This window comes from Ruegeria sp. AA3 (assembly GCF_056542905.1).
In genome coordinates this window covers 13,984-32,748 of record NZ_JBQGAQ010000016.1, presented here as the reverse complement: position 1 = coordinate 32,748, position 18,765 = coordinate 13,984, and the positions used below count along the sequence as shown (strand labels likewise).

20 protein-coding genes are annotated in these 18,765 nt (G+C 56.7%); 14 read left to right on the top strand and 6 right to left on the bottom strand.

Annotation, left to right across the window (positions count from 1 at the left end; translation table 11 throughout):
* The first annotated feature begins 75 nt into the window (after positions 1–75).
* Positions 76–1,728: a tetratricopeptide repeat-containing sulfotransferase family protein gene (locus ACR0JR_RS20355; protein WP_480457785.1), complete on the top strand. Its 1,653-nt coding sequence runs from the start codon at positions 76–78 to the stop codon at positions 1,726–1,728.
* Positions 1,729–1,779: 51 nt separating this feature from the next.
* On the opposite strand, the gene ACR0JR_RS20350 is transcribed toward ACR0JR_RS20355, so the two are convergent.
* Positions 1,780–3,363, bottom strand: coding sequence for a bifunctional metallophosphatase/5'-nucleotidase (locus ACR0JR_RS20350; protein WP_480457784.1), 1,584 nt, complete (start codon positions 3,361–3,363; stop codon positions 1,780–1,782).
* 109 nt (positions 3,364–3,472) lie between these two features.
* Between ACR0JR_RS20350 and ACR0JR_RS20345 the strand changes: the two genes are divergently transcribed.
* From ACR0JR_RS20345 to arsC, 4 genes are read left to right on the top strand one after another with little or no spacing between them, the layout of a single operon-like run.
* Positions 3,473–3,811 (top strand): DUF952 domain-containing protein, encoded by a 339-nt coding sequence (locus ACR0JR_RS20345; protein WP_170770124.1) that lies wholly within the window; start codon positions 3,473–3,475, stop codon positions 3,809–3,811.
* Positions 3,808–4,239, top strand: a complete 432-nt coding sequence (locus ACR0JR_RS20340) for a DUF1330 domain-containing protein (RefSeq protein ID WP_480457782.1) — start codon at positions 3,808–3,810, stop codon at positions 4,237–4,239. The genes ACR0JR_RS20345 and ACR0JR_RS20340 overlap by 4 nt, the downstream gene beginning before the upstream one ends.
* Entirely contained in the window at positions 4,236–5,294 is a 1,059-nt protein-coding gene (locus ACR0JR_RS20335) for a quinone-dependent dihydroorotate dehydrogenase (RefSeq protein ID WP_480457780.1), read from the top strand. The genes ACR0JR_RS20340 and ACR0JR_RS20335 overlap by 4 nt, the downstream gene beginning before the upstream one ends.
* Positions 5,291–5,632: an arsenate reductase (glutaredoxin) gene (gene arsC, locus ACR0JR_RS20330; RefSeq protein ID WP_480457779.1), complete on the top strand. Its 342-nt coding sequence runs from the start codon at positions 5,291–5,293 to the stop codon at positions 5,630–5,632. Before ACR0JR_RS20335 ends, arsC begins: the two co-directional genes overlap by 4 nt.
* On the opposite strand, the gene ACR0JR_RS20325 is transcribed toward arsC, so the two are convergent.
* The 3 genes from ACR0JR_RS20325 to ACR0JR_RS20315 are packed head-to-tail and all read right to left on the bottom strand — an operon-like array spanning position 5,629 to position 7,884.
* Complete coding sequence (locus tag ACR0JR_RS20325; RefSeq protein ID WP_480457840.1) at positions 5,629–6,945, bottom strand: MATE family efflux transporter; 1,317 nt, start codon at positions 6,943–6,945, stop codon at positions 5,629–5,631. The two genes, arsC and ACR0JR_RS20325, sit on opposite strands and share 4 nt — an antisense overlap.
* Before the next feature lie 2 nt (positions 6,946–6,947).
* Entirely contained in the window at positions 6,948–7,463 is a 516-nt protein-coding gene (locus tag ACR0JR_RS20320; RefSeq protein WP_010438904.1) for a PaaI family thioesterase, read from the bottom strand.
* A gap of 1 nt (position 7,464) precedes the next feature.
* The gene (locus ACR0JR_RS20315; RefSeq protein ID WP_010438901.1) at positions 7,465–7,884 is read right to left on the bottom strand and encodes a PaaI family thioesterase; all 420 of its coding nucleotides are present in this window, start codon (positions 7,882–7,884) and stop codon (positions 7,465–7,467) included.
* A gap of 117 nt (positions 7,885–8,001) precedes the next feature.
* On the opposite strand from ACR0JR_RS20315, the gene ACR0JR_RS20310 reads away from it, so the two are divergent.
* The 8 genes from ACR0JR_RS20310 (at position 8,002) to ACR0JR_RS20275 (ending at position 15,640) form a co-directional block, all read left to right on the top strand.
* On the top strand, positions 8,002–8,370 hold the full coding sequence (locus ACR0JR_RS20310; protein WP_170468808.1) for a MerR family transcriptional regulator: 369 nt from the start codon (positions 8,002–8,004) through the stop codon (positions 8,368–8,370).
* A 173-nt stretch (positions 8,371–8,543) separates the two neighbouring features.
* Positions 8,544–8,945 carry a MerR family transcriptional regulator gene (locus tag ACR0JR_RS20305; protein ID WP_039536426.1) on the top strand — a complete coding sequence of 134 codons (402 nt, stop codon included), beginning with the start codon at positions 8,544–8,546 and terminating at the stop codon, positions 8,943–8,945.
* A gap of 36 nt (positions 8,946–8,981) precedes the next feature.
* The gene (locus ACR0JR_RS20300; protein WP_480457778.1) at positions 8,982–10,763 is read left to right on the top strand and encodes an acyl-CoA dehydrogenase C-terminal domain-containing protein; all 1,782 of its coding nucleotides are present in this window, start codon (positions 8,982–8,984) and stop codon (positions 10,761–10,763) included.
* A 53-nt stretch (positions 10,764–10,816) separates the two neighbouring features.
* Positions 10,817–11,029: a hypothetical protein gene (locus ACR0JR_RS20295; protein ID WP_010438892.1), complete on the top strand. Its 213-nt coding sequence runs from the start codon at positions 10,817–10,819 to the stop codon at positions 11,027–11,029.
* Between the two features lie 66 nt (positions 11,030–11,095).
* A complete protein-coding gene (locus ACR0JR_RS20290; protein WP_480457776.1) occupies positions 11,096–11,734 on the top strand; it encodes a glutathione S-transferase family protein in 639 nt (212 codons plus the stop codon).
* 12 nt (positions 11,735–11,746) lie between these two features.
* Positions 11,747–12,958, top strand: coding sequence for an acetyl-CoA C-acetyltransferase (locus ACR0JR_RS20285; RefSeq protein ID WP_480457775.1), 1,212 nt, complete (start codon positions 11,747–11,749; stop codon positions 12,956–12,958).
* A complete protein-coding gene (locus ACR0JR_RS20280; protein WP_480457773.1) occupies positions 12,958–13,446 on the top strand; it encodes a cupin domain-containing protein in 489 nt (162 codons plus the stop codon). The genes ACR0JR_RS20285 and ACR0JR_RS20280 overlap by 1 nt, the downstream gene beginning before the upstream one ends.
* The gene (locus ACR0JR_RS20275) at positions 13,439–15,640 is read left to right on the top strand and encodes a 3-hydroxyacyl-CoA dehydrogenase NAD-binding domain-containing protein (protein WP_480457771.1); all 2,202 of its coding nucleotides are present in this window, start codon (positions 13,439–13,441) and stop codon (positions 15,638–15,640) included. The genes ACR0JR_RS20280 and ACR0JR_RS20275 overlap by 8 nt, the downstream gene beginning before the upstream one ends.
* A gap of 44 nt (positions 15,641–15,684) precedes the next feature.
* On the opposite strand, the gene ACR0JR_RS20270 is transcribed toward ACR0JR_RS20275, so the two are convergent.
* Positions 15,685–16,443 (bottom strand): Hint domain-containing protein, encoded by a 759-nt coding sequence (locus ACR0JR_RS20270; protein ID WP_238528764.1) that lies wholly within the window; start codon positions 16,441–16,443, stop codon positions 15,685–15,687.
* A 215-nt stretch (positions 16,444–16,658) separates the two neighbouring features.
* Positions 16,659–17,603, bottom strand: a complete 945-nt coding sequence (locus tag ACR0JR_RS20265; protein ID WP_010438875.1) for a DMT family transporter — start codon at positions 17,601–17,603, stop codon at positions 16,659–16,661.
* Positions 17,604–17,751: 148 nt separating this feature from the next.
* Here ACR0JR_RS20265 and ACR0JR_RS20260 point away from each other — a divergent pair, with 148 nt between their 5' ends.
* The gene (locus tag ACR0JR_RS20260; protein WP_480457769.1) at positions 17,752–18,765 is read left to right on the top strand and encodes a hypothetical protein; all 1,014 of its coding nucleotides are present in this window, start codon (positions 17,752–17,754) and stop codon (positions 18,763–18,765) included.

Genomic DNA, 18,765 nt, shown 5'->3' with positions numbered 1-18,765 from the left:
ATGAGCCATTGCAATACGCGTGCGCTTGGGTAATGAACTTTCTAAATAGATTTCATTCATGGGACCTGCGCTCGAATGGCACAACAGACCCCGAACTCTCTCAAAAGCAAAGCACTAAGTGACCTTGAGGCGGGAAAGCTGCCTCAGGCACTGAAAAAGGCGCAACTGGGCATCAAGAAATTCCCCAAGGATTCAGATTATCAAGCCATTGCTGGTTTTGTGCTCACCGAGATGAAGCGGTACAAGCAAGCCATTCCCCATTTCGCCGAAGCATCGCGCATGAAGCCAGACGATGTGCAATTTGTTGAAAATCTGGCAAATGCGCTGATGCAAACAGGGCAAATCCCACGCGCGCTTACGTATGCCGAACAAAAGCTGGCGCGTTTCCCCAACAGCAAAGAACTGGTTCGTGTCATCGACGAAATCCACCTCAAAGGGCAGAACTGGCGCCTGATCATCGAACATGCCACGCAAAAATTAGCGACTGATCCTGATAACGCTGGTCTGCTATCATCGCGTGCCCGGGCCTATGGGCAGATCGGCTTTGCGCAACAAAGCACCGAAGATATTTCACGCGCCTTTGAGATAGCACCTAAAAAAGAAGACATCGCCATCCGAAAAGCAGTGAACCTGCATCAGGCCGGGGACAAGGACGGGTCAAGGCAGATCTTGCTCTCTGTTCTTGCCGCAAATCCTGTTTCAGCTGCGGCGCTATACCAAATGTCCATGGTCGCGGATGAAAAGCAAGCAGACGAACTTGCCGACACCATTGAAACCGCGATTTCACAAAGCGATCACGACGATTCATTGCTTGGCTTTGCAAAGGCAAACGTGACTTTGGCACGCAAAGGGTTGCATGTGGCGTTGCCTCTATTCGCGCGCGCCAATGCGGCACAACATGCGACGAACCCGTATGACTTCGCAATTGAAGAGAAAAAACAAAGCGAAATTTCCAGCCTGTTCACCGATGATATGTCTTCAATTGGTTCGATGCCTGACGGCGACCCGAGACCGATTTTTGTGGTGGGGCAGCCCCGGTCGGGCACGACATTGATGGAAATGATGTTGAGTTCCCTACCCGGTGTTGTTGGCTGCGGAGAGCTTATGCTGGGGGCTGATCTCTCAAATTACTACCTGGATTCGAACACGCCTTTTGACGCGAAAGCAGCCGCAGACTTTGCGCAGGAATTCCGCAGACTAATGCCACCGATCCCCAAGGGTACAACCGCATTTGTCGACAAGATGCCTCACAATTATCAGCGGGTTGGATTTTTATTAGCGGCTTTCCCTGAAGCCCGGGTTATCAACATGATCCGCGATCCGCGGGATGTGGGTCTATCCAAATGGATCAGGCGTTTTCCTGAACCGGGGCTGCGCTATGCGTCTGATCTTAAGGCAATTGCGCATTCAGCCAACCTGTACAGGTGCTATATGGCGCACTGGAACAACATCTTCGGGGACCGTATCCTCTCGGTATCTTACGAAGAGCTGGTCGCCGATCCTGAAACTCATAGCAAGAACATTACAGCGTTTTGCGGCATCGGATGGGACGAACAGATGATGCACCCTGAGAGAAATACACAGCAAGTGCGCACTGCCAGTGTCGATCAGGTACGCCAGAGAATCTCGACCCGTTCCATAGGCGGCTGGCGTGATGTCACAGACCACATTCAACCTATGTTAGACGGCTTCGACCAAGCGCTTTGGCCTGAGTACAAGTTCGACTGAACCAAAAAAGGCCGCCTGTAATGGGCGGCCTCTCCGTTTGTTGTGCTAGCCTTACTTTTGTTTGATACGACCGTCCAGATAGGGCTGATATGGGGCGTTTTCGGCAAGGTATTCGGCCGTTACATCCGCCAAATCGGGGCCAAAGTCATAAGCGTTCTTGTCATCGCCCGAGAATACGCTGTACCCGTCACCACCATTGCGGACATAGTTGTTTGTGACAACCAGATATGTCGCCGCCGGATCGATAGGCGCAAAGCCGTCACCGTCGGCGACCATGACCTCGACAATCCGGCCTTCATTCGGTGCGACCGATGGATCCCAGGTAAAGGTCATGCCCGCCACCTGCGGGAAGCGACCTTTGACCTCTTCAACCTGGCTCACGCCATTCTCAAGTGCGTCGATGACACCCTGGCCGCTGATCTCAAAGGTCGAGAGCGTGTTCTGGAACGGCAGAACCGTCAGAACTTCGCCCATGGTCACTTCGCCTTCATCGATTGAAGCACGCAGCCCACCAGCGTTGGCGATAGCGATCTGAGTACCCTGATCTGCCACACGCGCAAGCATCGCGTCCGCAACCAGATTGCCCATCTCGCATTCCTGCACACGGCAAACATCACGAGATCCTTCGATGGTCGCGCCAGAATTGGCAACAACACGCTGCTTCATCTCTTCAATCGGGGCGCCCATTTCCGCGACACGCGCCGCGATATCTGCATCTGGAGTGACCGAGGCATCTAGCAGGATCGGCTCACCTTCTGCCGAAATCAGGTTGCCGTCATCGTCAAATGTCAGCACGATCTCACCCAGATATTTCGAATACGCATAGGCCTGAACCACCGGGACGTCGCCCACCATTGCCGGGTAGGCGCCTGCGGCGTCTTCATTCGTGTTCGACAGCAATGTGTGCGAATGCCCGCCAACTACGAGGTCCAGACCCGGCACTTTCTCGGCGATCTCGATATCTTTAGGCAGCCCCACATGGGTCAGCGCGATAATAATGTTCACACCCTCGTCCTGCAGGGCAGCGACATCGGCCTGAAGGCTTTCAATTTCGTCTTGAAAAACGACGTCTTTGCCCGGGCTCGAAGTTTCAACGGTATCCGTTGCGAGGGCTGAGATGATGCCTACTTTCTGGCCGCCGACGTCCAGTACAACGTGGTTATCCACCTTGCCCTTCAGTTCAGCCGAAGAAGACAGGTCCAGGTTGCCCGAAATCACAGGGAAACTGACAGTATCTACGAAAGCGGCCAAGCCCGCAGGGCCGTCATCGAACTCGTGGTTGCCAACCGCCATCACATCGTAACCGATGGCTTCCATGAATTCCGCTTCGGCAGCACCTTTGTAGGTCGTATAGAACAGTGAACCCTGAAACGGATCGCCCGCATCCAGCAGCAGGACATTTTCGTCCGCCAATTGGCCACGCTTGGCATCCACAATTGTCTTCAGGCGCGCAACGCCGCCAAAGCATTTGCCTTCGGCCTCACCCTCGGCGTCACAGGTCGAATCGTATTTGTTAATGGATTCGATGCGGCTGTGAATGTCATTCGTATGCAGAATCGTAAGCTTGTATTCGGCCGCTGCCATACCGGCTGTCAGGCCCAATACAGCGACCGAAGTTAAAAATCGGGTGAACATCTCAAAACTCCCTATCGTTGTTTTGTCGTGATCGTGCGCGTTGCGCAGCAAAGAGTCAAAGGGGGAAATCCAGCTTGATTCCATCAGCCGCGCAAGGCATCAGACCGATATGCTGATTTACAAGATTTTCCGGGCCGACGAGTGGGCCGACTTGCAGGCACACGGAGCCTCGAACGGGGCTCCGATTGATGTGACAGATGGGTTCGTCCATTTCTCAACCGCAGAGCAGGCTGAGGAGACCGCGGCCAAGCATTTCGCTGGTATCGCGGGGTTAACACTTCTGGCATGTAATGCCGATGCTATGGGCGACGATCTGAAATGGGAGGTCTCGCGCGGCGGCGCGCTGTTTCCTCACCTTTATCGTCAAATTCGAATGTCGGACGTGATTTGGTCGCAAGACCTGCCCTTTGATGGTCAAGCCCACCGGTTCCCGGAGGGGATGGAATGACCCACTTCATCGACCCGGATCGGGAACAGTTTGAGGCATTTAAAGACCTCAACCGTGACCATCCGATCGAGATGCTCAACCTGGTGAAGTTCCGCGAGACAGCACAGTATCCGTCGGATCATCCGCTGGCTAATGCTGGGTTGACCGGAGCGCAAGCCTACCGCAACTACGGGGCAGAGACTGCCCCAATCATCGCCCGCATAGGTGCCACGATCCTTTGGCGCGGTACGTTTCAGACTACGCTTATCGGGCCGCATGATGAAGAATGGGACGAAGTGTTCATCGCCCGTTATCCCACCGCCCATGCGTTTCTTGAGATGGTGACCGACCCAGCTTATCGCGCTGCCGTGATGCACCGGCAAGCCGCCGTTGAAACCTCGCGCCTGATCCGTTGTGCGCCGACAGAAGGTGGAGATTCCTTCGGATGAAAATGACTGAGAAACTGGGGCTGGCCGCCCTGCACCGCCTTGACCCTGAAATCGCGCATGGGCTTTCGATCAAGGCCCTGACCTCGGGGCTGGCACCAACGCCCGGGCCGGTCACTTCGGACCGGCTGAAGACCCGAGTCGCGGGTCTGGATTTGCCCAACCCCGTTGGACTGGCCGCGGGATTTGATAAGAATGGCGAGGCACTGACACCGCTCTCGCGCGCCGGATTCGGGTTTATCGAAGTGGGCGCGGTGACACCCCGCCCTCAGCCCGGAAATCCTAGACCACGCCTCTTCCGCCTGACGGAAGACCACGCCGCGATCAACCGCTTTGGCTTCAACAATGAAGGTATGGAGGTCATGGCCGCGCGTCTGGCGCAGCGTCCCAAGGACGCGGTGATCGGTCTGAACCTTGGGGCCAACAAAGACAGTGATGATCGGCCCGGAGACTTCGCCAAAGTGCTTGCACATTGCGCTGCGTACTTGGAATTTGCCACCGTCAACGTGTCTTCGCCCAATACCGAAAAGCTGCGGGAACTGCAGGGCAAAGCGGCGCTGAGCGCGTTGCTGAGCGGTGTGATCGAAACCCGAAATGCCCTGCCCCGCCCGATCCCGATCTTCCTGAAAATCGCCCCGGACCTGACCGAGGCCGAATTGCAGGACATCGCCGATGTCGCCGGTGAAACCGGTGTGGACGCGGTGATCGCCACTAACACCACGCTATCGCGCGATGGCCTGCGCAGTGCACACAAGGATCAGGCCGGTGGCCTATCCGGCGCGCCCCTGTTCGAAAAATCAACCCGCATACTGGCGCAACTCAGCCAGTTGACGGACGCAGATATCCCGCTGATCGGGGTCGGCGGCATCAGCTCAGCAGAACAGGCCTATGCAAAGATCTGTGCCGGAGCGTCCGCAGTGCAGTTCTACACAGCGATGGTCTATGGCGGGATTTCTCTGGCCGCTGAAATCGCGCTGGGGTTGGATGACCTGCTGGCACGCGACGGATACACCTCAGTCGCGCAGGCGGTGGGCAGCAAACGAGAGGACTGGCTATGATCGAATATTGGCACAACCCGCGCTGCTCCAAGTCCCACGCGGGGTTGGCATTGCTGCAGGAAAACGGTGCACAGCCTGAGGTGCGCAAATATCTTGAAGACGCGCCCTCGGCTGATGAAATCCGGACGGTTCTGGCCAAGCTGAATATCCCGGTGATTAGCTTGATGCGCACCGCCGAGAAGACGTTCAAAGAGCTGGGTTTGACCAAGACCTCGCCCGATGACGAGCTTATTCAGGCCATGGCCGACCACCCGATCCTGATCGAACGTCCGTTGGCCATCGCAGGCGACAAAGCCGCTATCGGACGCCCGCCGGAAAACCTGCTGGACTTGCTTTAGGCGATCTGTGCCTCAAGTCGAGGATAGCGCCAACCAAGCGTAAGCCCACGCGCGATGTTCAAGACCATCAGCGCGGCCCAGAGGCCATGATTACCCATCGTCGGCACCAGCACGAACAGCGCGACCACGTATAGTGCGACCGACTGGATCATCGCATTGCGCATATCGCGAGTCCAGGTGGCCCCAATATAGATACCGTCAAACATCCAGCTTGCCACTCCGATGATCGGCGCCAGAGCGGCCCAGAACAGATATTCGCGTGCCGTCGCCCGAACCTCGGGCGATGTTGACATCAAATCGATCAGCGCTGGCCCTGCCAGATAAAACACCAGCCCTAGCCCGATGGCCCCGCCAACGCCCCATTGCGAAGCCATGATCGATGCACGACGGACCTTCCGGCGGTCGCGCGCGCCGACGGCTCCACCGACAAGAGCTTCAGCCGAAAAGGCAAAGCCGTCCAAAGCAAATGCAGTGATTTCGAGAAACTGCAACAGCACCTGATTGGCCGCCAAATTCACGTCGCCCAAATCGGATCCGACAAACAGAAACGTTGTGAATGCCCCGGTCAACAAAACCGAGCGCACCATAATATCACCGTTTACCTGCATCATCCGACGCAAACGCATTGGGTCAAAAATTCGCGGCCAATCCCGCCACTGGTTGCCGCCAAACGCCTCTCGACACAGCCATAAGCCCAACGCAAGGCCTGTCCATTCGGCGATCAGAGTGGCAATGGCAACGCCTTCGACACCCCATCCAAGGCCAAGCACGAACCATAGATCCAGCACGATATTCAGCCCGTTCATCCATATCTGCAGGATGAATACGCCTCGCGTGCGTTCGACTGCGATCAGCCAGCCTGTCACCGCATAAAGGGCAATCGTGGCCGGAGCGCCCCAGATGCGAATTTCCAGATAGGCGCGCGTCAGAGACTCGACCTCGGCGCTGGCTGGAGACAGTGCAAAAGCCCCAAGGAATACCCAAACTTGAGCAGCGATAAAGACCAAACCGGCCGTTGCGCCCAGCAGCAAGCCGCGCATGAGCAACGCTCCGGTTTCTGCTGTATCGCCCGCACCGCGCGCCTGCGCGGCCAACCCGGTGGTCCCCATCCGCAGAAAGCCGAAAATCCAGTAGATCGCCGACAGGATCACCGCACCCATGCCCACTGCCCCGATAGGTGCTGCCAGCCCCATCTGACCGACAACGCCGGTATCGACCGCGCCAAGGATCGGCACGGTCGCGTTCGACAGCACGATCGGCATCGCGATTTTCAGGACGCGCCGATGGGTGACGGGCGCGTTGGCCTCCTCCAAGCTCACGGCTTTGTCGGAGGCTGCGGCATTAAGAAATGCCCGGTGCCTTGCGCAAAGAGTTTGGCGTGGTTATCCTGCCAAGCCTCGACCCGGACAGAAGCATAACGCCGACCTGATCGGTTGATGAATGCGCGTGCATAAGCGTCTCGCGGCAAACCAGACCGCAGGTAATCGACCGTGAAGTCGATAGTTTTGGGAAAGCGGATATTCTCGTCGGTCAGGATATCTTCGGCACCGATCTCACCGCTTTCAATCCTGGGGAACATATGCTCCCAACTCAGCGTGATAACGGCAGTGACTTCCAGGAACGCCGCCGTCACACCGCCGTGGATGGCAGGCAGAAAAGGATTGCCGATCAACTTCTCATCGAAATTCAGTACACCTGTCAGTTCGTCCCCACGCCGGTCGAATGTTATGTTGAGGAACCGAATATACGGCACACCTTCGACCAAAGCGGTCAGAGCGGCATCACGGCGTTGCTTGACTACCTGCATGGGTTCGGGGCGAGGTCTTGCCATCTCAGCGCCCCTCCACGGTGAATGCGCCCGAGGCAGTAGCAACCGGTCGGTCGCTGTCATCATCCGTCGCCGTCGCACGAACAAAGGCCACATTGCGCGTGATGTGATAGCAGGTCGCCCGCGTCCGGATACTTTGACCGGGCGTCGCGGCCCGCATGTAGTCAATACGAAGATCGATTGTAGCGGTTCCTCCGGGGGCCGATGGGTGGCTCATCACCGCGGCACCACAGCAAGTATCAAGCATGGCAGAAACCGCGCCACCATGGATTACTCCGGTTCTGGGGTCGCCGATTAGTTGCTCGTTGTAGGGCATCGAGATTTCGGCCTCACCCTCTCCGATATGGGTCAAATCAAGCCCCAGGGCTTTTGCATGCGGAATCGCCTCGATGAACTGCCGCGCTAAAACTGTCTTATCGACCATGGGGTTGGGTCCTATCCTTATAGCCGCCCCTTTATGGGCCTGCGTTTACGCCAAGGGCAAGCCCACCTGTTGCGCTTGCCGCAACGACGCCCTAGGTTGCAGCCGAGGAGACCCAGAATGTCCGACACCCGTTTGTCATTCAAAGAGATGTGCGCCGAGTTCGACGTGACCCCGCGCACCCTGCGCTATTACGAGTATATCGAGTTGCTGCAACCGGACCGCGAAGGTCGGTCGCGGTTCTATGGTGCTCGTGAATGCGCAAGAATGAAACTGATCCTACGTGGTCGCAAGTTTGGATTTCCTCTGGAAGAGATTCGCCAGTGGTTGCTGATCTACGAAGATCAGGGCGATCAGGCCCAGATGGCGACCTTCATCGAGATGGCAGATCGACAAATGGAAGAGCTACGTCAGCAACGCGCGCAGTTGGATGAGGCGATGGATGCGTTGCAGCAATTGCGCGATCAGACTGTCGAATTGCTGAAATAGCCCCCTTCCCTTACGGCAACAAAATTGCCGAAACCCCTGTTTACGCGACCGGATGTTACGTCAACTTATTTGTGACGCAGCGTCCGCATTACGTAAACGTCACTTGTGTGTTGTAAAACGCTCATCGACTGCGCAACTCAGGTTGCATGACGCCAGTGATGAGAGTTTGAACCATGACCGAAGATCTGCTGACCATCCGCGAAATGTGCGAGACATATGATGTCACGCCCCGCACATTGCGGTTCTACGAGGCCAAAGAGCTTTTGTTTCCGATCCGAGAGGGCCAAAAACGCCTGTTCACCAAACGGGATCGTGCACGCCTGAAACTGATCCTGCGCGGCAAGCGGTTTGGCTTCAGCCTCGAGGAAATCCGCCAGCTTCTGGACCTGTATCACGTGGGTGACCAACAGCTGACACAGATGTCCCGCACCTATGAAATCGCGTGCGAGCGCCTTGCTGACATGGAATCGCGCCGCGAAGAGCTGACACAGGCCATCGACGAGTTGAAAGAGCAGTTGCGCTGGGGCGAGAAGGTGATCGCCTCGATGAAACAGGAAAAGAAGGCGGCTGAATAAACCCGCCTCCGGACATATGAATTAAGGGAGCTTCACATGCCCGTCTACAACGCGCCGACCAAAGACACGCAGTTCATCCTGCACGACGTTTTGAAAATCTCACAGTCGGATATCCCCGGCTATGACGAACTGGAAGCCGAGTTTACCGGCGCGGTTCTGGAAGAGGCTGGCAAGGTTGCCTCCAACGTATTGCACCCGCTGAACGTGGTGGGCGACACCGAAGGGTGCCGGTTGGAAAACGGTATTGTGTACACTCCCACAGGTTTCAAAGACGCCTTTGAGCAGATGAAAGAAGGCGGCTGGACGGGCCTCGACATGCCGGAAGAGTATGGCGGCCAGAATATGCCCTATGTCATCGGTACAGCGGTGGGTGAGATGTTCTCGGGCGCAAACCAGGCATTTGTGATGTATCAGGGCCTGACCCACGGCGCGGCCTCAGCCATTCTGGCGCACGGCACTGACGAGCAGAAGAACAAGTACCTGCCCAATATGGTCAGCTGCGAATGGACCGGTACCATGAACCTGACGGAACCGCATTGCGGCACCGATCTGGGCCTGATGCGCACCAAGGCGGAACCGCAGGACGATGGCAGCTATAAGATTTCCGGCCAGAAGATCTTTATCTCGGCTGGCGATCACGACATGGCTGACAACATCATCCATCTGGTGCTGGCCAAAATCCCTGGCGGTCCCGAAGGCATCAAGGGCGTATCGCTATTCATCGTCCCCAAATTCATCGTGAACGAAGACGGTTCGCTGGGCGAGCGCAACGGTGTTTCGGTCGGCAAAATCGAAGAGAAGATGGGCATCCACGGCAACTCGACCTGCGTCATGAATTATGACGAGGCAACCGGCTGGCTGCTGGGCGAAGAGCACAAAGGTATGCGCGCCATGTTCACCATGATGAACGAAGCGCGTCTAGGTGTGGGCATGCAAGGCCTGTCTCAGGCCGAAGCGGCCTATCAAAACGCCTTGGAATACGCAAAAGATCGCCTGCAGGGCCGCGATGTTACAGGCGTGAAAAACCCGGACGGCCCCGCCGATCCGCTGATCGTGCACCCCGACATCCGCCGCAACCTGATGGATCAAAAAAGCTTCACCGAGGGTGCACGTGCGTTCATCCTGTGGGGCGCGACCATGATCGACAAGGCGCACCGCTCGGGAGACAAAGACGCGGACGGGCTGATCTCACTGCTGACGCCAGTCATCAAAGGCTTCCTGACTGACGAAGGCTACGACATGACTGTTCAGGCGCAGCAGGTCTATGGCGGCCATGGCTACATCGAAGAATGGGGCATGTCGCAATACACCCGCGATGCCCGCATCGCGATGATCTACGAAGGCGCAAACGGTGTTCAAGCGCTGGACCTCGTGGGTCGGAAGCTGGCCCAGGACGGCGGCAAGCATGTCATGGCCTTCTTCGAGATGGTCAAAAGCTTCTGCAAGGAAAACGGCGGCAAGGAAGAAGCTTACGATAAAGCCTTCATCGAACCGCTGAAGGCCGCTTCCAAGGACCTGCAGGCCGCTGGCATGTACTTCATGCAGGAAGGCATGAAGAACCCCAACAACGCTCTGTCCGGGTCATACGACTTCATGCACATGTTCGGCCATGTCTGCCTGGGCCTGATGTGGGCGCAGATGGCAAAGGCCGCTCAGGACGCACTGGACGGCGGTGCCTCGGATAAAGAGTTCTACGAGACCAAGATCAATACCGGTCGCTTCTATATGGCCCGCCGCCTGCCCGCGACAGCCATGCATCTGGCCCGCATCCAGACCGGAGCAGACACGGTAATGGCACTGGACGCGGCGAACTTCTGATCTCAGTGTGGGCTCGGTTAAAGCAACCCGAGCCCACCAACGGAGGAGACAAGATGCCAAAACGCTTTCGCCTGACCCGCCGATTTCCGGTCGCGATGACCGAGGACGGCTACCGTAAGCTCCGCGGTTTCGCACGAGAGGCGGGATTGGATGAAGGTGAGGCTTTGTCGTTCCTTTTTGAGAATTTCAACAGCGTGATCGATCACGAAAACCTGACGCATAGGCTGCGCATATTTAATTCAGAGCTGGAAGCTCGAAAACGTTAAAACTTCGTGCTGGCCACTGAAGGTAGCACAGAAAACATATCTTTATGCCTTGGGAGGGGCGCGCTCATGACCATTCAACTGCATTGCTTTGGTGAAAGCGGAAACAGCTACAAAGCCGCACTTGCGTTGGAAATGTCCGGCCTGGACTGGGAGCCGGTCTTTGTTGATTTCTTCGGGGGTGTGACGCGCACCCCTGAATTTCGGGCAGAAGTGAATGAGATGGGTGAAGCCCCCGTGATGGTGGACGGTGATTTTCGCACCAGTCAGTCCGGCGCGATTCAGGCTTATGTGACGGAAAAATCCGGAAAATTCGGCGGCAAAGATCGTGATGAAAATTACGAGATCTTCAGATGGGTTCTGTGGGACAACCACAAGCTTAGCTCGATGGCCGGGCTGACCCGTTTCCTGATCAACTTCTTGCCCGAGAAGCACCGCAACCCGGATGTTATCGCGTTTAATCAGGGTCGCCTCAAGGCAGCTTATCAGACGCTGAACGCCCATCTTGACGGCCGTGACTGGATCGTCGGCGACGGCGTAACCAACGCCGACATCAGCTGCTGCGGCTACCTCTATTACCCCGAACCATTCGGCTTTGATCGTGCTGACTGGCCCAATATTGACGCCTGGCTGACGCGCCTCAGCGAACAACCCGGCTGGAAACACCCCTACGACCTGATGCCCGGCAACCCGTCGGATCGAGCTTAAGGAGAAGACCCCATGACCGAAGCCTATATCTATGACGCCCTGCGTACTCCGCGCGGCAAGGGCCGCAAGGATGGCAGCCTGCACGAGGTAACCTCGGTGCGTCTGTCGGCCCTGACCCTGAACGCAATGAAAGAGCGCAATAATCTGGAAGGTCACGCCGTCGAGGATGTGATCTGGGGCAACGTCACGCAGGTGATGGAGCAAGGCGGCTGTCTGGCACGCTCAGCAGTTCTGGCTTCGGATCTGGATGAATCGATCCCCGGCCTGGCGATCAACCGTTTCTGTGCCTCGGGCATGGAGGCCGTGAACTTGGCCGCAAACCAGGTCAAAGGCGGCGCGGGTGAAGCGTATGTCGCAGGCGGCGTCGAGATGATGGGCCGGGTGGCCATGGGCAGCGATGGTGCGGCGATTGCCGTTGATCCGTCTTTGGCGATGGAAACCTATTTTGTGCCGCAAGGTATCTCGGCCGACATCATCGCAACCGAATATGGTTTCAGCCGCGACGATGCGGATGCGCTGGCCGTTGAATCTCAGAAACGCGCTGCAGCAGCGTGGGAAGACAACCGCTTTGATAAGTCGGTCATCACCATCAAAGATCAAAATGGCCTGACCATTCTGGACCGCGACGAATACATGCGCCCCGGCACAGACATGCAGAGCCTCGGTGCGCTGAACCCATCCTTCCAGATGATGGGCGAGCAAATGCCGGGCTTCGACAAGGTTGCGATGATCAAGTACCCGCATCTTGAGCGCATCAATCACATCCACCACGCCGGCAACAGCTCGGGCATCGTGGATGGAGCGGCGGCTGTACTGATCGGCAACAAGGAGTTCGGCGAGAAATACGGCCTGAAGCCGCGCGCGCGCATCAAGGCGACCGCAAAAATCGGCACCGACCCGACCATCATGCTGACCGGCCCGGTTCCTGTGACCAAGAAGATTCTGGCCGACAATGGCATGAAGATTGGCGATCTGGACCTGTTTGAAGTCAACGAAGCCTTCGCCTCGGTCGTACTGCGGTTCCAGCAGGCATTTGATGTCGATCCTGCGCTGGTGAACGTCAATGGCGGCTCGATCGCGATGGGTCACCCGCTGGGTGCGACTGGTGCAATGATCATAGGTACGCTGCTGGACGAGCTGGAGCGCCAAGACAAAGAAACCGGTCTGGCCACACTCTGCATCGCGTCCGGCATGGGTGCGGCAACCATTATCGAGCGTGTCTGATGCCTAAAATTGATCTTTCCAAAATACCGTTTCGGAACGGTTCGGGCTATCCCGGCAAACTGGCAAGAGCAGGTGACGACCGCTACGTCCAACCCTTGGGCGATGCGAACGGTCTGACGCAATTTGGGGTCAACATCGTACGGCTGGAACCGAACGGCCTGTCCTCGCTGCGCCATTACCACATGGAGCAGGACGAGTTTGCCATCATGCTCAGCGGCAAATGTGTGCTGATCGATGATGATGGCGAGCATGAGATGCTGCCCGGTGACTGCGCCGCCTGGCCTGCAGGTGACGCCAATGGCCATCACCTTGTGAACAAAACCGACGCGCCCGCATCCTTTCTGGTGGTGGGCACACGGACCCCGACCGAGACCGGCTATTACAGCGACATAGACATGATGGTGAAGTTTGAGAGCGACGACTTTCGCTTTACCCGCAAAGACGGCAGCCCGCTGACGGCTGACCAGATTGGAGATGACAATGACTGATTTCACCCTCAGCAAAGACGCCGACGGCGTTGCCTTCATTACCTGGGACGTTCCGGGCAAATCCATGAATGTTCTAAGCCGCGAGGCTTTTACTTTGGTCGGTGAACTGATCGATCAGGCGCTGGCAGATGATGAGATCAAAGGGATTGTTATCACCAGCGGTAAGGAAGGGTCGTTTGCGGGCGGCATGGATCTGAGCACCCTCGCCACGATCCGTCAGGAAGCCGGAGACGAGCCGGCTCAGGCTTTGTTCGACTTTGTCATGAGCGGCCACAACATCCTGCGTCGATTGGAGCTGGCGGGCATGGACCCCAAGTCCAAAAAAGGCGGCAAACCAGTGGCTTGCGCCATCAACGGCACTTGTGCTGGGATCGGCACCGAGATCGCATTGGCCTGCCATCACCGCGTGATGACCAGCAATCCCAAAGCTAAAATCGGCTTACCTGAAATCCTTCTGGGCATCTTCCCCGGCGGCGGCGGCACCATGCGCTACAGCCGGATGGTTGGTGCAATGGCGGCGGCTCCTGTGCTGCTGGAAGGCAAGATGATGGACTCAAAGAAGGCCAAAGGCGCGCAACTGATCGACGCCGTGGCGGACGATCCGGTTGCCGTGGCCAAGGAATGGGTTCTGAACGCCAAGGATGCCGATCTGGTCAAACCATGGGATGCGAAAGGCTACAAAATGCCCGGCGGTGCGCCCTATCACCCTGCAGGCTTCATGACCTTCGTCGGCGCAAGCGCAATGGTGAACGGCAAGACCCAAGGTGCATTCCCCGCCGCCAAGGCTCTGCTGAGTTCAATCTACGAAGGCGCTTTGGTTGACTTTGACACCGCCCTGAAGATTGAGGCGCGTTGGTTTACAAACGTCCTGATGAACCCGTCCTCGTCGGCGATGATCCGGTCGCTGTTCCTGAACAAGGAAGCGCTGGAAAAAGGCGCTGTGCGGCCCAAGGATGTGCCCGATCAGAGGGTCAAGAAGGTCGGCGTTCTGGGTGCCGGCATGATGGGCGCAGGCATTGCTCTGGTCTCGGCTCAAGCGGGCATGGAAGTTGTTCTGATCGACCGTGATCAGGAAGCAGCCGACAAAGGCAAAGCCTACTCCGAGGCCTATTTGGACAAGGGCATCAAGCGCGGCAAGGTTACGGCTGAGAAGAAAGAGGCCATGCTGTGCCAGATCACCGCGACCCCCGATCTAGAGAACCTCAAAGGCTGCGATCTGATTATCGAAGCCGTGTTCGAAGACCCGGGCGTCAAGGCCGAGATGACCAAGAAGGTCGAAGCGATCATCCCTGAGGATTGCATCTTTGCCTCGAATACCTCGACTCTGCCGATTACCGATCTGGCCAAGGCGAGTGTGCGGCCTGAGCAGTTCATCGGCATCCACTTCTTCTCACCAGTTGAGAAGATGTTCCTGGTTGAGATCATCAAGGGCAAGGAAACTGGCGATCGGGCAGTGGCAAAAGCACTGGATTACGTGCGTCAGATCCGCAAAACGCCGATCGTGGTCAACGACGCACGCTTCTTCTACGCCAACCGCTGCATCATCCCCTATATCAACGAGGGTGCTCGGATGATCACCGAGGGCGTCAGTCCGATCTTGATAGACAATGCCGCGCGGCAGTTGGGGTTCCCGGTAGGACCGATCCAGTTGACGGACGAAACCTCAATCGATCTCGGGGCCAAGATCGCACGGGCCACGAAAGCAGCGATGGGCGATGCCTATCCTGATAGCCCCTCGGACGATCTGATCTTCTGGATGGAGGAAAAGGGGCGTCTAGGCCGCAAGGCCAATGCCGGATTCTTCGACTATGACGACAAGGGTAAGCGCGTCGAATACTGGAAGGGTTTGCAGGACAAATACCCGCTGGCTGCCGAACAACCCGACCTGATCGAAGTGCAGGAACGCCTGATGTTCGCGCAGGTTTTGGAAGCGGTTCGCGCTTTGGAAGAAGGTGTTCTGGAAGACATCCGCGAAGGCGACGTGGGTGCGATCCTTGGATGGGGTTTTGCCCCTTGGTCGGGTGGTCCGCTCAGTTGGCTGGACATCATCGGCACGCCCTATGCGGCTGAGCGTTGCGACCAACTGACCGAGGCCTATGGCGAGCGTTTTGCGTGCCCGCCGCTCCTGCGCGAAATGGCCGAGAAAGGTCAGAGTTTCTATGGTCGCTTCAACCCAGCGGCCAAAGCTGCCTGATATTGAACTGCTGGCGCAACCTGTTTTGCGCCAGCAGATTACGTTCAGATGCGCCAGTCCGATCGCAGAAACAAGATCGGGGCATTAGGCCGCCCTGGCCGCCCTGGCCTACGCATGCCCTTGGGGGGGCGAATAGGGAATATTGGTTCCTGCGGGATGGGCGCAGGCAGCGCACCCAATGGGTTTGCAAAAACCGATATGTCGCCTTTCATGGCCACCGCTTCGATCAACAGATCAGCATCTTCTTGGTCGGCAACTTCGTATGTGCAGACCGGTCCCATACCTCCCGCAGGACAGTAGGCTTGGAATCCCCCCTCGATAAAGACAATTTCATCCTGATCAAAATACAACGACGTCACATCAAAGGTTTGCGCCGGAGTATTTGATCTGAGATTGCCAACACCGCTTAGCATACGCGCAGGAACAATTGAGAGCCCCTCAATTCCCAGATCCAGTTTAGTCTGATCCAGCGCCATTCCCTGCTCTGGCATCAGCCAGACCGGCCGCCCATTATACGCGGCGCGAGCCGGGACAAGGACCGGCAGATACTCTGGCCTGCGTTCCCCCCCTGGAACCACGACGCTGTCGGCGCAGACACGGCGCAATTCTCTAAACCCGTGATCCAGCGTTCGCACCAGTTCGCCAGTAACCAGATTTTCAACCGGCTTCCAACCACTGGTTGTTGCAACCCTGGTCCCATGCAGCAATCCACCGCGGCGCACTGAAACGGCTGACTCTTGAACAGGTTGCGGGCCTTGACCCTCACGTTTCGAATACCCCGAAACACTCACTAACTCTAACACTTGCGCCCCCCTCTTGGCACTTCGACATAGTTCAGATTGACCATGCTTATGTGCCACGAGCTGACTAAGTTTTGCCACAATTGCGGCGAAATAAGGACCTTTTGGCCATATTTCACGTGACGTTCCGGAACAATATGGGCGGCGAAGATCGCTTTGCACGACACCTGGAAACTATAGGCGATGTGCAAGTAACTTTGCTTTATCTACACACGTCCTCAATTTGGCAGAGCTTTGGGCAGCTTTCCGGCAGTGCGCTTCTCTCTCCATGCCAATAAAATTCCTGCAGTTGCGATCATGCCAATACCGACGACCTGCATTAATCCTACCGATTGTCCAAAGGCGATCCATGCAAAGAAGGGTCCGAATATCATGACCGAATACTCGAATACGGCGACGTAGGAAGGCTCTCCTAACTGGTAAGCTTTGATCAGCATGAAAACGGCGATCGTAGACCCAATCGCCTGCAGCACCACCCAAGGCAGGGCTTCATGTATCGGCCAGACCCAACCGCGCATGGCAAACCCCTCTGGGCCTTCAGGCACGTCAACCGGAAACACAGCCAGCCATATCAGACCAATCAACCCAGCCAATCCCAGAGTTACCACCATCGCGGCCAGCAGGGCGACGGTGCTTTCATCACGGCAATGCGTGCGGGTTACAACGGCGCTGAGAGCATAGAAAAAACCTCCAGCTACTGGGATCAATGTCTTAAGATCAAATGAATTGGGGTCAGGCTGCAAAACACTGAGTATTCCGGCAAAGCCCAAAAGAACGGCCACGATCCGCCAGGGGCCGATATGCTGCTTCAGAAAAAGCGCGGAAATCAGCAGCACAAAAATCGGTGAGGTAAACAGCCCTGCCAACGCCTGCGCAATCGGCATCAGAGCCAGAGCTGTAAAATAAAAAAGCATCGCCATGGTTATCAATACGCTACGCACCGCGACGATGCCGTACCGGCGCGGTTTCAAACCGCCCAAGCCAAGAACCGAAAGAAGCGCAATCAGGGGTAACATCAACGTCGCTCGGCTTAGATGAAACTGCCATAGCCCAATGCTTTCGGCGACGCGGATCACAAAGTTATCGATGACGCCGATAATGGCCATCGAGGCGACCATCAGTAAAGAGGCCAGCATCGAATGGGATTGTTGTTGTGACTGCATTCCCGCCTCTGCGCTTGATTAGCCAGTGCTGGCCAGAAAACTACCCGCTACAATCAGCACATTTCACAAACCTGACGCAACAGGTTTGCGCCGCTGGTTTTTGCCATGCTAAGCTTAGTGCAAAATAATACTCGAGCAGCATTAACCGATGACCGCACTCAAACAGTACCAGCGGATCGAAGCCACCGGTTTGTGGCGCCCTTCGCCCGATGAACAGCGGCGTGAGGTTGTGGTTTCGATTGGCGAAGCCACTCTGACGATCTCGGATTTTAATGACAGCGCGCTCACGCATTGGTCTTTGGCTGCGTTAGAGCGTCAAAACCCGGGTGCGTATCCCGCCATCTATTGTCCCGACGGCGATCCTGGCGAAACGCTGGAGCTTGCAGAAACGGAAACCACGATGATCGAGGCCATCGATCGTCTGCAACGTGCTATCGACCGCGCCAGACCGCACCCCGGTCGTCTGCGCTGGCTCAGCGTTGCGGGGGTGGCGCTGGCCGTTGTGGCAGTTCTTTTGCTGTGGTTGCCCGGCGCTTTGCAGCGTCATGTCGTTTCAGTCGTGCCAGAGATCAAACAGCAAGAGATCGGAGATACGATCCTGCAGCGCATTGAAAGGGTATCAGGCAAGGCATGCAATTCACCCGAAGCGCAGGACTCATTGGACCGGCTTGCAAAACGAACTGGTGTTCGACAGATCGTGATTCTGCCCGCAGGTTTGTCCAACAGCCTAAGCCTGCCGGGGGGGACTGTATTGCTGAATCGCGCGCTGGTCGAAGATCATGAAGACCCCGCCGTTGCCGCGGGGTATGTTATCGCCGCGCGCGCTCGCGCGGCACAACAGGCACCGTTGGACGACCTGTTAGATCGTACCGGCCCAACAACCGCGTTTCGGCTGTTGACGACTGGCGAGTTGACCACTGAAATAGTCGATACCTACACCGAAGAAATCCTGGCTGAACCTCAACCACAAATTAGCGATGATGATCTGCTGGCAGTGTTCGCTCAGGCCGCCCTTCCCTCAACACCGTACGCTTATGCTGTTGACATCACAGGTGAGTCCGTTCTCGGGTTGATCGAGGCGGACCCCATGGCAGGTCGAACTTTGGAACAGGTATTGCCGGACCGCGATTGGGTACGGCTGCAGAATATCTGCGGGCAATAG

Excerpts from the sequence above, each read along its gene's own strand:
- ACR0JR_RS20355 (WP_480457785.1), top strand. The coding sequence starts at position 76 with ATGGCACAACAGACCCCGAACTCTCTCAAAAGCAAAGCACTAAGTGAC.
- ACR0JR_RS20350 (WP_480457784.1), bottom strand. The coding sequence starts at position 3,363 with ATGTTCACCCGATTTTTAACTTCGGTCGCTGTATTGGGCCTGACAGCC.
- ACR0JR_RS20345 (WP_170770124.1), top strand. The coding sequence starts at position 3,473 with ATGCTGATTTACAAGATTTTCCGGGCCGACGAGTGGGCCGACTTGCAG.
- ACR0JR_RS20340 (WP_480457782.1), top strand. The coding sequence starts at position 3,808 with ATGACCCACTTCATCGACCCGGATCGGGAACAGTTTGAGGCATTTAAA.
- ACR0JR_RS20335 (WP_480457780.1), top strand. The coding sequence starts at position 4,236 with ATGAAAATGACTGAGAAACTGGGGCTGGCCGCCCTGCACCGCCTTGAC.
- arsC (WP_480457779.1), top strand. The coding sequence starts at position 5,291 with ATGATCGAATATTGGCACAACCCGCGCTGCTCCAAGTCCCACGCGGGG.
- ACR0JR_RS20320 (WP_010438904.1), bottom strand. The coding sequence starts at position 7,463 with ATGGCAAGACCTCGCCCCGAACCCATGCAGGTAGTCAAGCAACGCCGT.
- ACR0JR_RS20315 (WP_010438901.1), bottom strand. The coding sequence starts at position 7,884 with ATGGTCGATAAGACAGTTTTAGCGCGGCAGTTCATCGAGGCGATTCCG.
- ACR0JR_RS20310 (WP_170468808.1), top strand. The coding sequence starts at position 8,002 with ATGTCCGACACCCGTTTGTCATTCAAAGAGATGTGCGCCGAGTTCGAC.
- ACR0JR_RS20305 (WP_039536426.1), top strand. The coding sequence starts at position 8,544 with ATGACCGAAGATCTGCTGACCATCCGCGAAATGTGCGAGACATATGAT.
- ACR0JR_RS20300 (WP_480457778.1), top strand. The coding sequence starts at position 8,982 with ATGCCCGTCTACAACGCGCCGACCAAAGACACGCAGTTCATCCTGCAC.
- ACR0JR_RS20295 (WP_010438892.1), top strand. The coding sequence starts at position 10,817 with ATGCCAAAACGCTTTCGCCTGACCCGCCGATTTCCGGTCGCGATGACC.
- ACR0JR_RS20290 (WP_480457776.1), top strand. The coding sequence starts at position 11,096 with ATGACCATTCAACTGCATTGCTTTGGTGAAAGCGGAAACAGCTACAAA.
- ACR0JR_RS20285 (WP_480457775.1), top strand. The coding sequence starts at position 11,747 with ATGACCGAAGCCTATATCTATGACGCCCTGCGTACTCCGCGCGGCAAG.
- ACR0JR_RS20280 (WP_480457773.1), top strand. The coding sequence starts at position 12,958 with ATGCCTAAAATTGATCTTTCCAAAATACCGTTTCGGAACGGTTCGGGC.
- ACR0JR_RS20275 (WP_480457771.1), top strand. The coding sequence starts at position 13,439 with ATGACTGATTTCACCCTCAGCAAAGACGCCGACGGCGTTGCCTTCATT.
- ACR0JR_RS20265 (WP_010438875.1), bottom strand. The coding sequence starts at position 17,603 with ATGCAGTCACAACAACAATCCCATTCGATGCTGGCCTCTTTACTGATG.
- ACR0JR_RS20260 (WP_480457769.1), top strand. The coding sequence starts at position 17,752 with ATGACCGCACTCAAACAGTACCAGCGGATCGAAGCCACCGGTTTGTGG.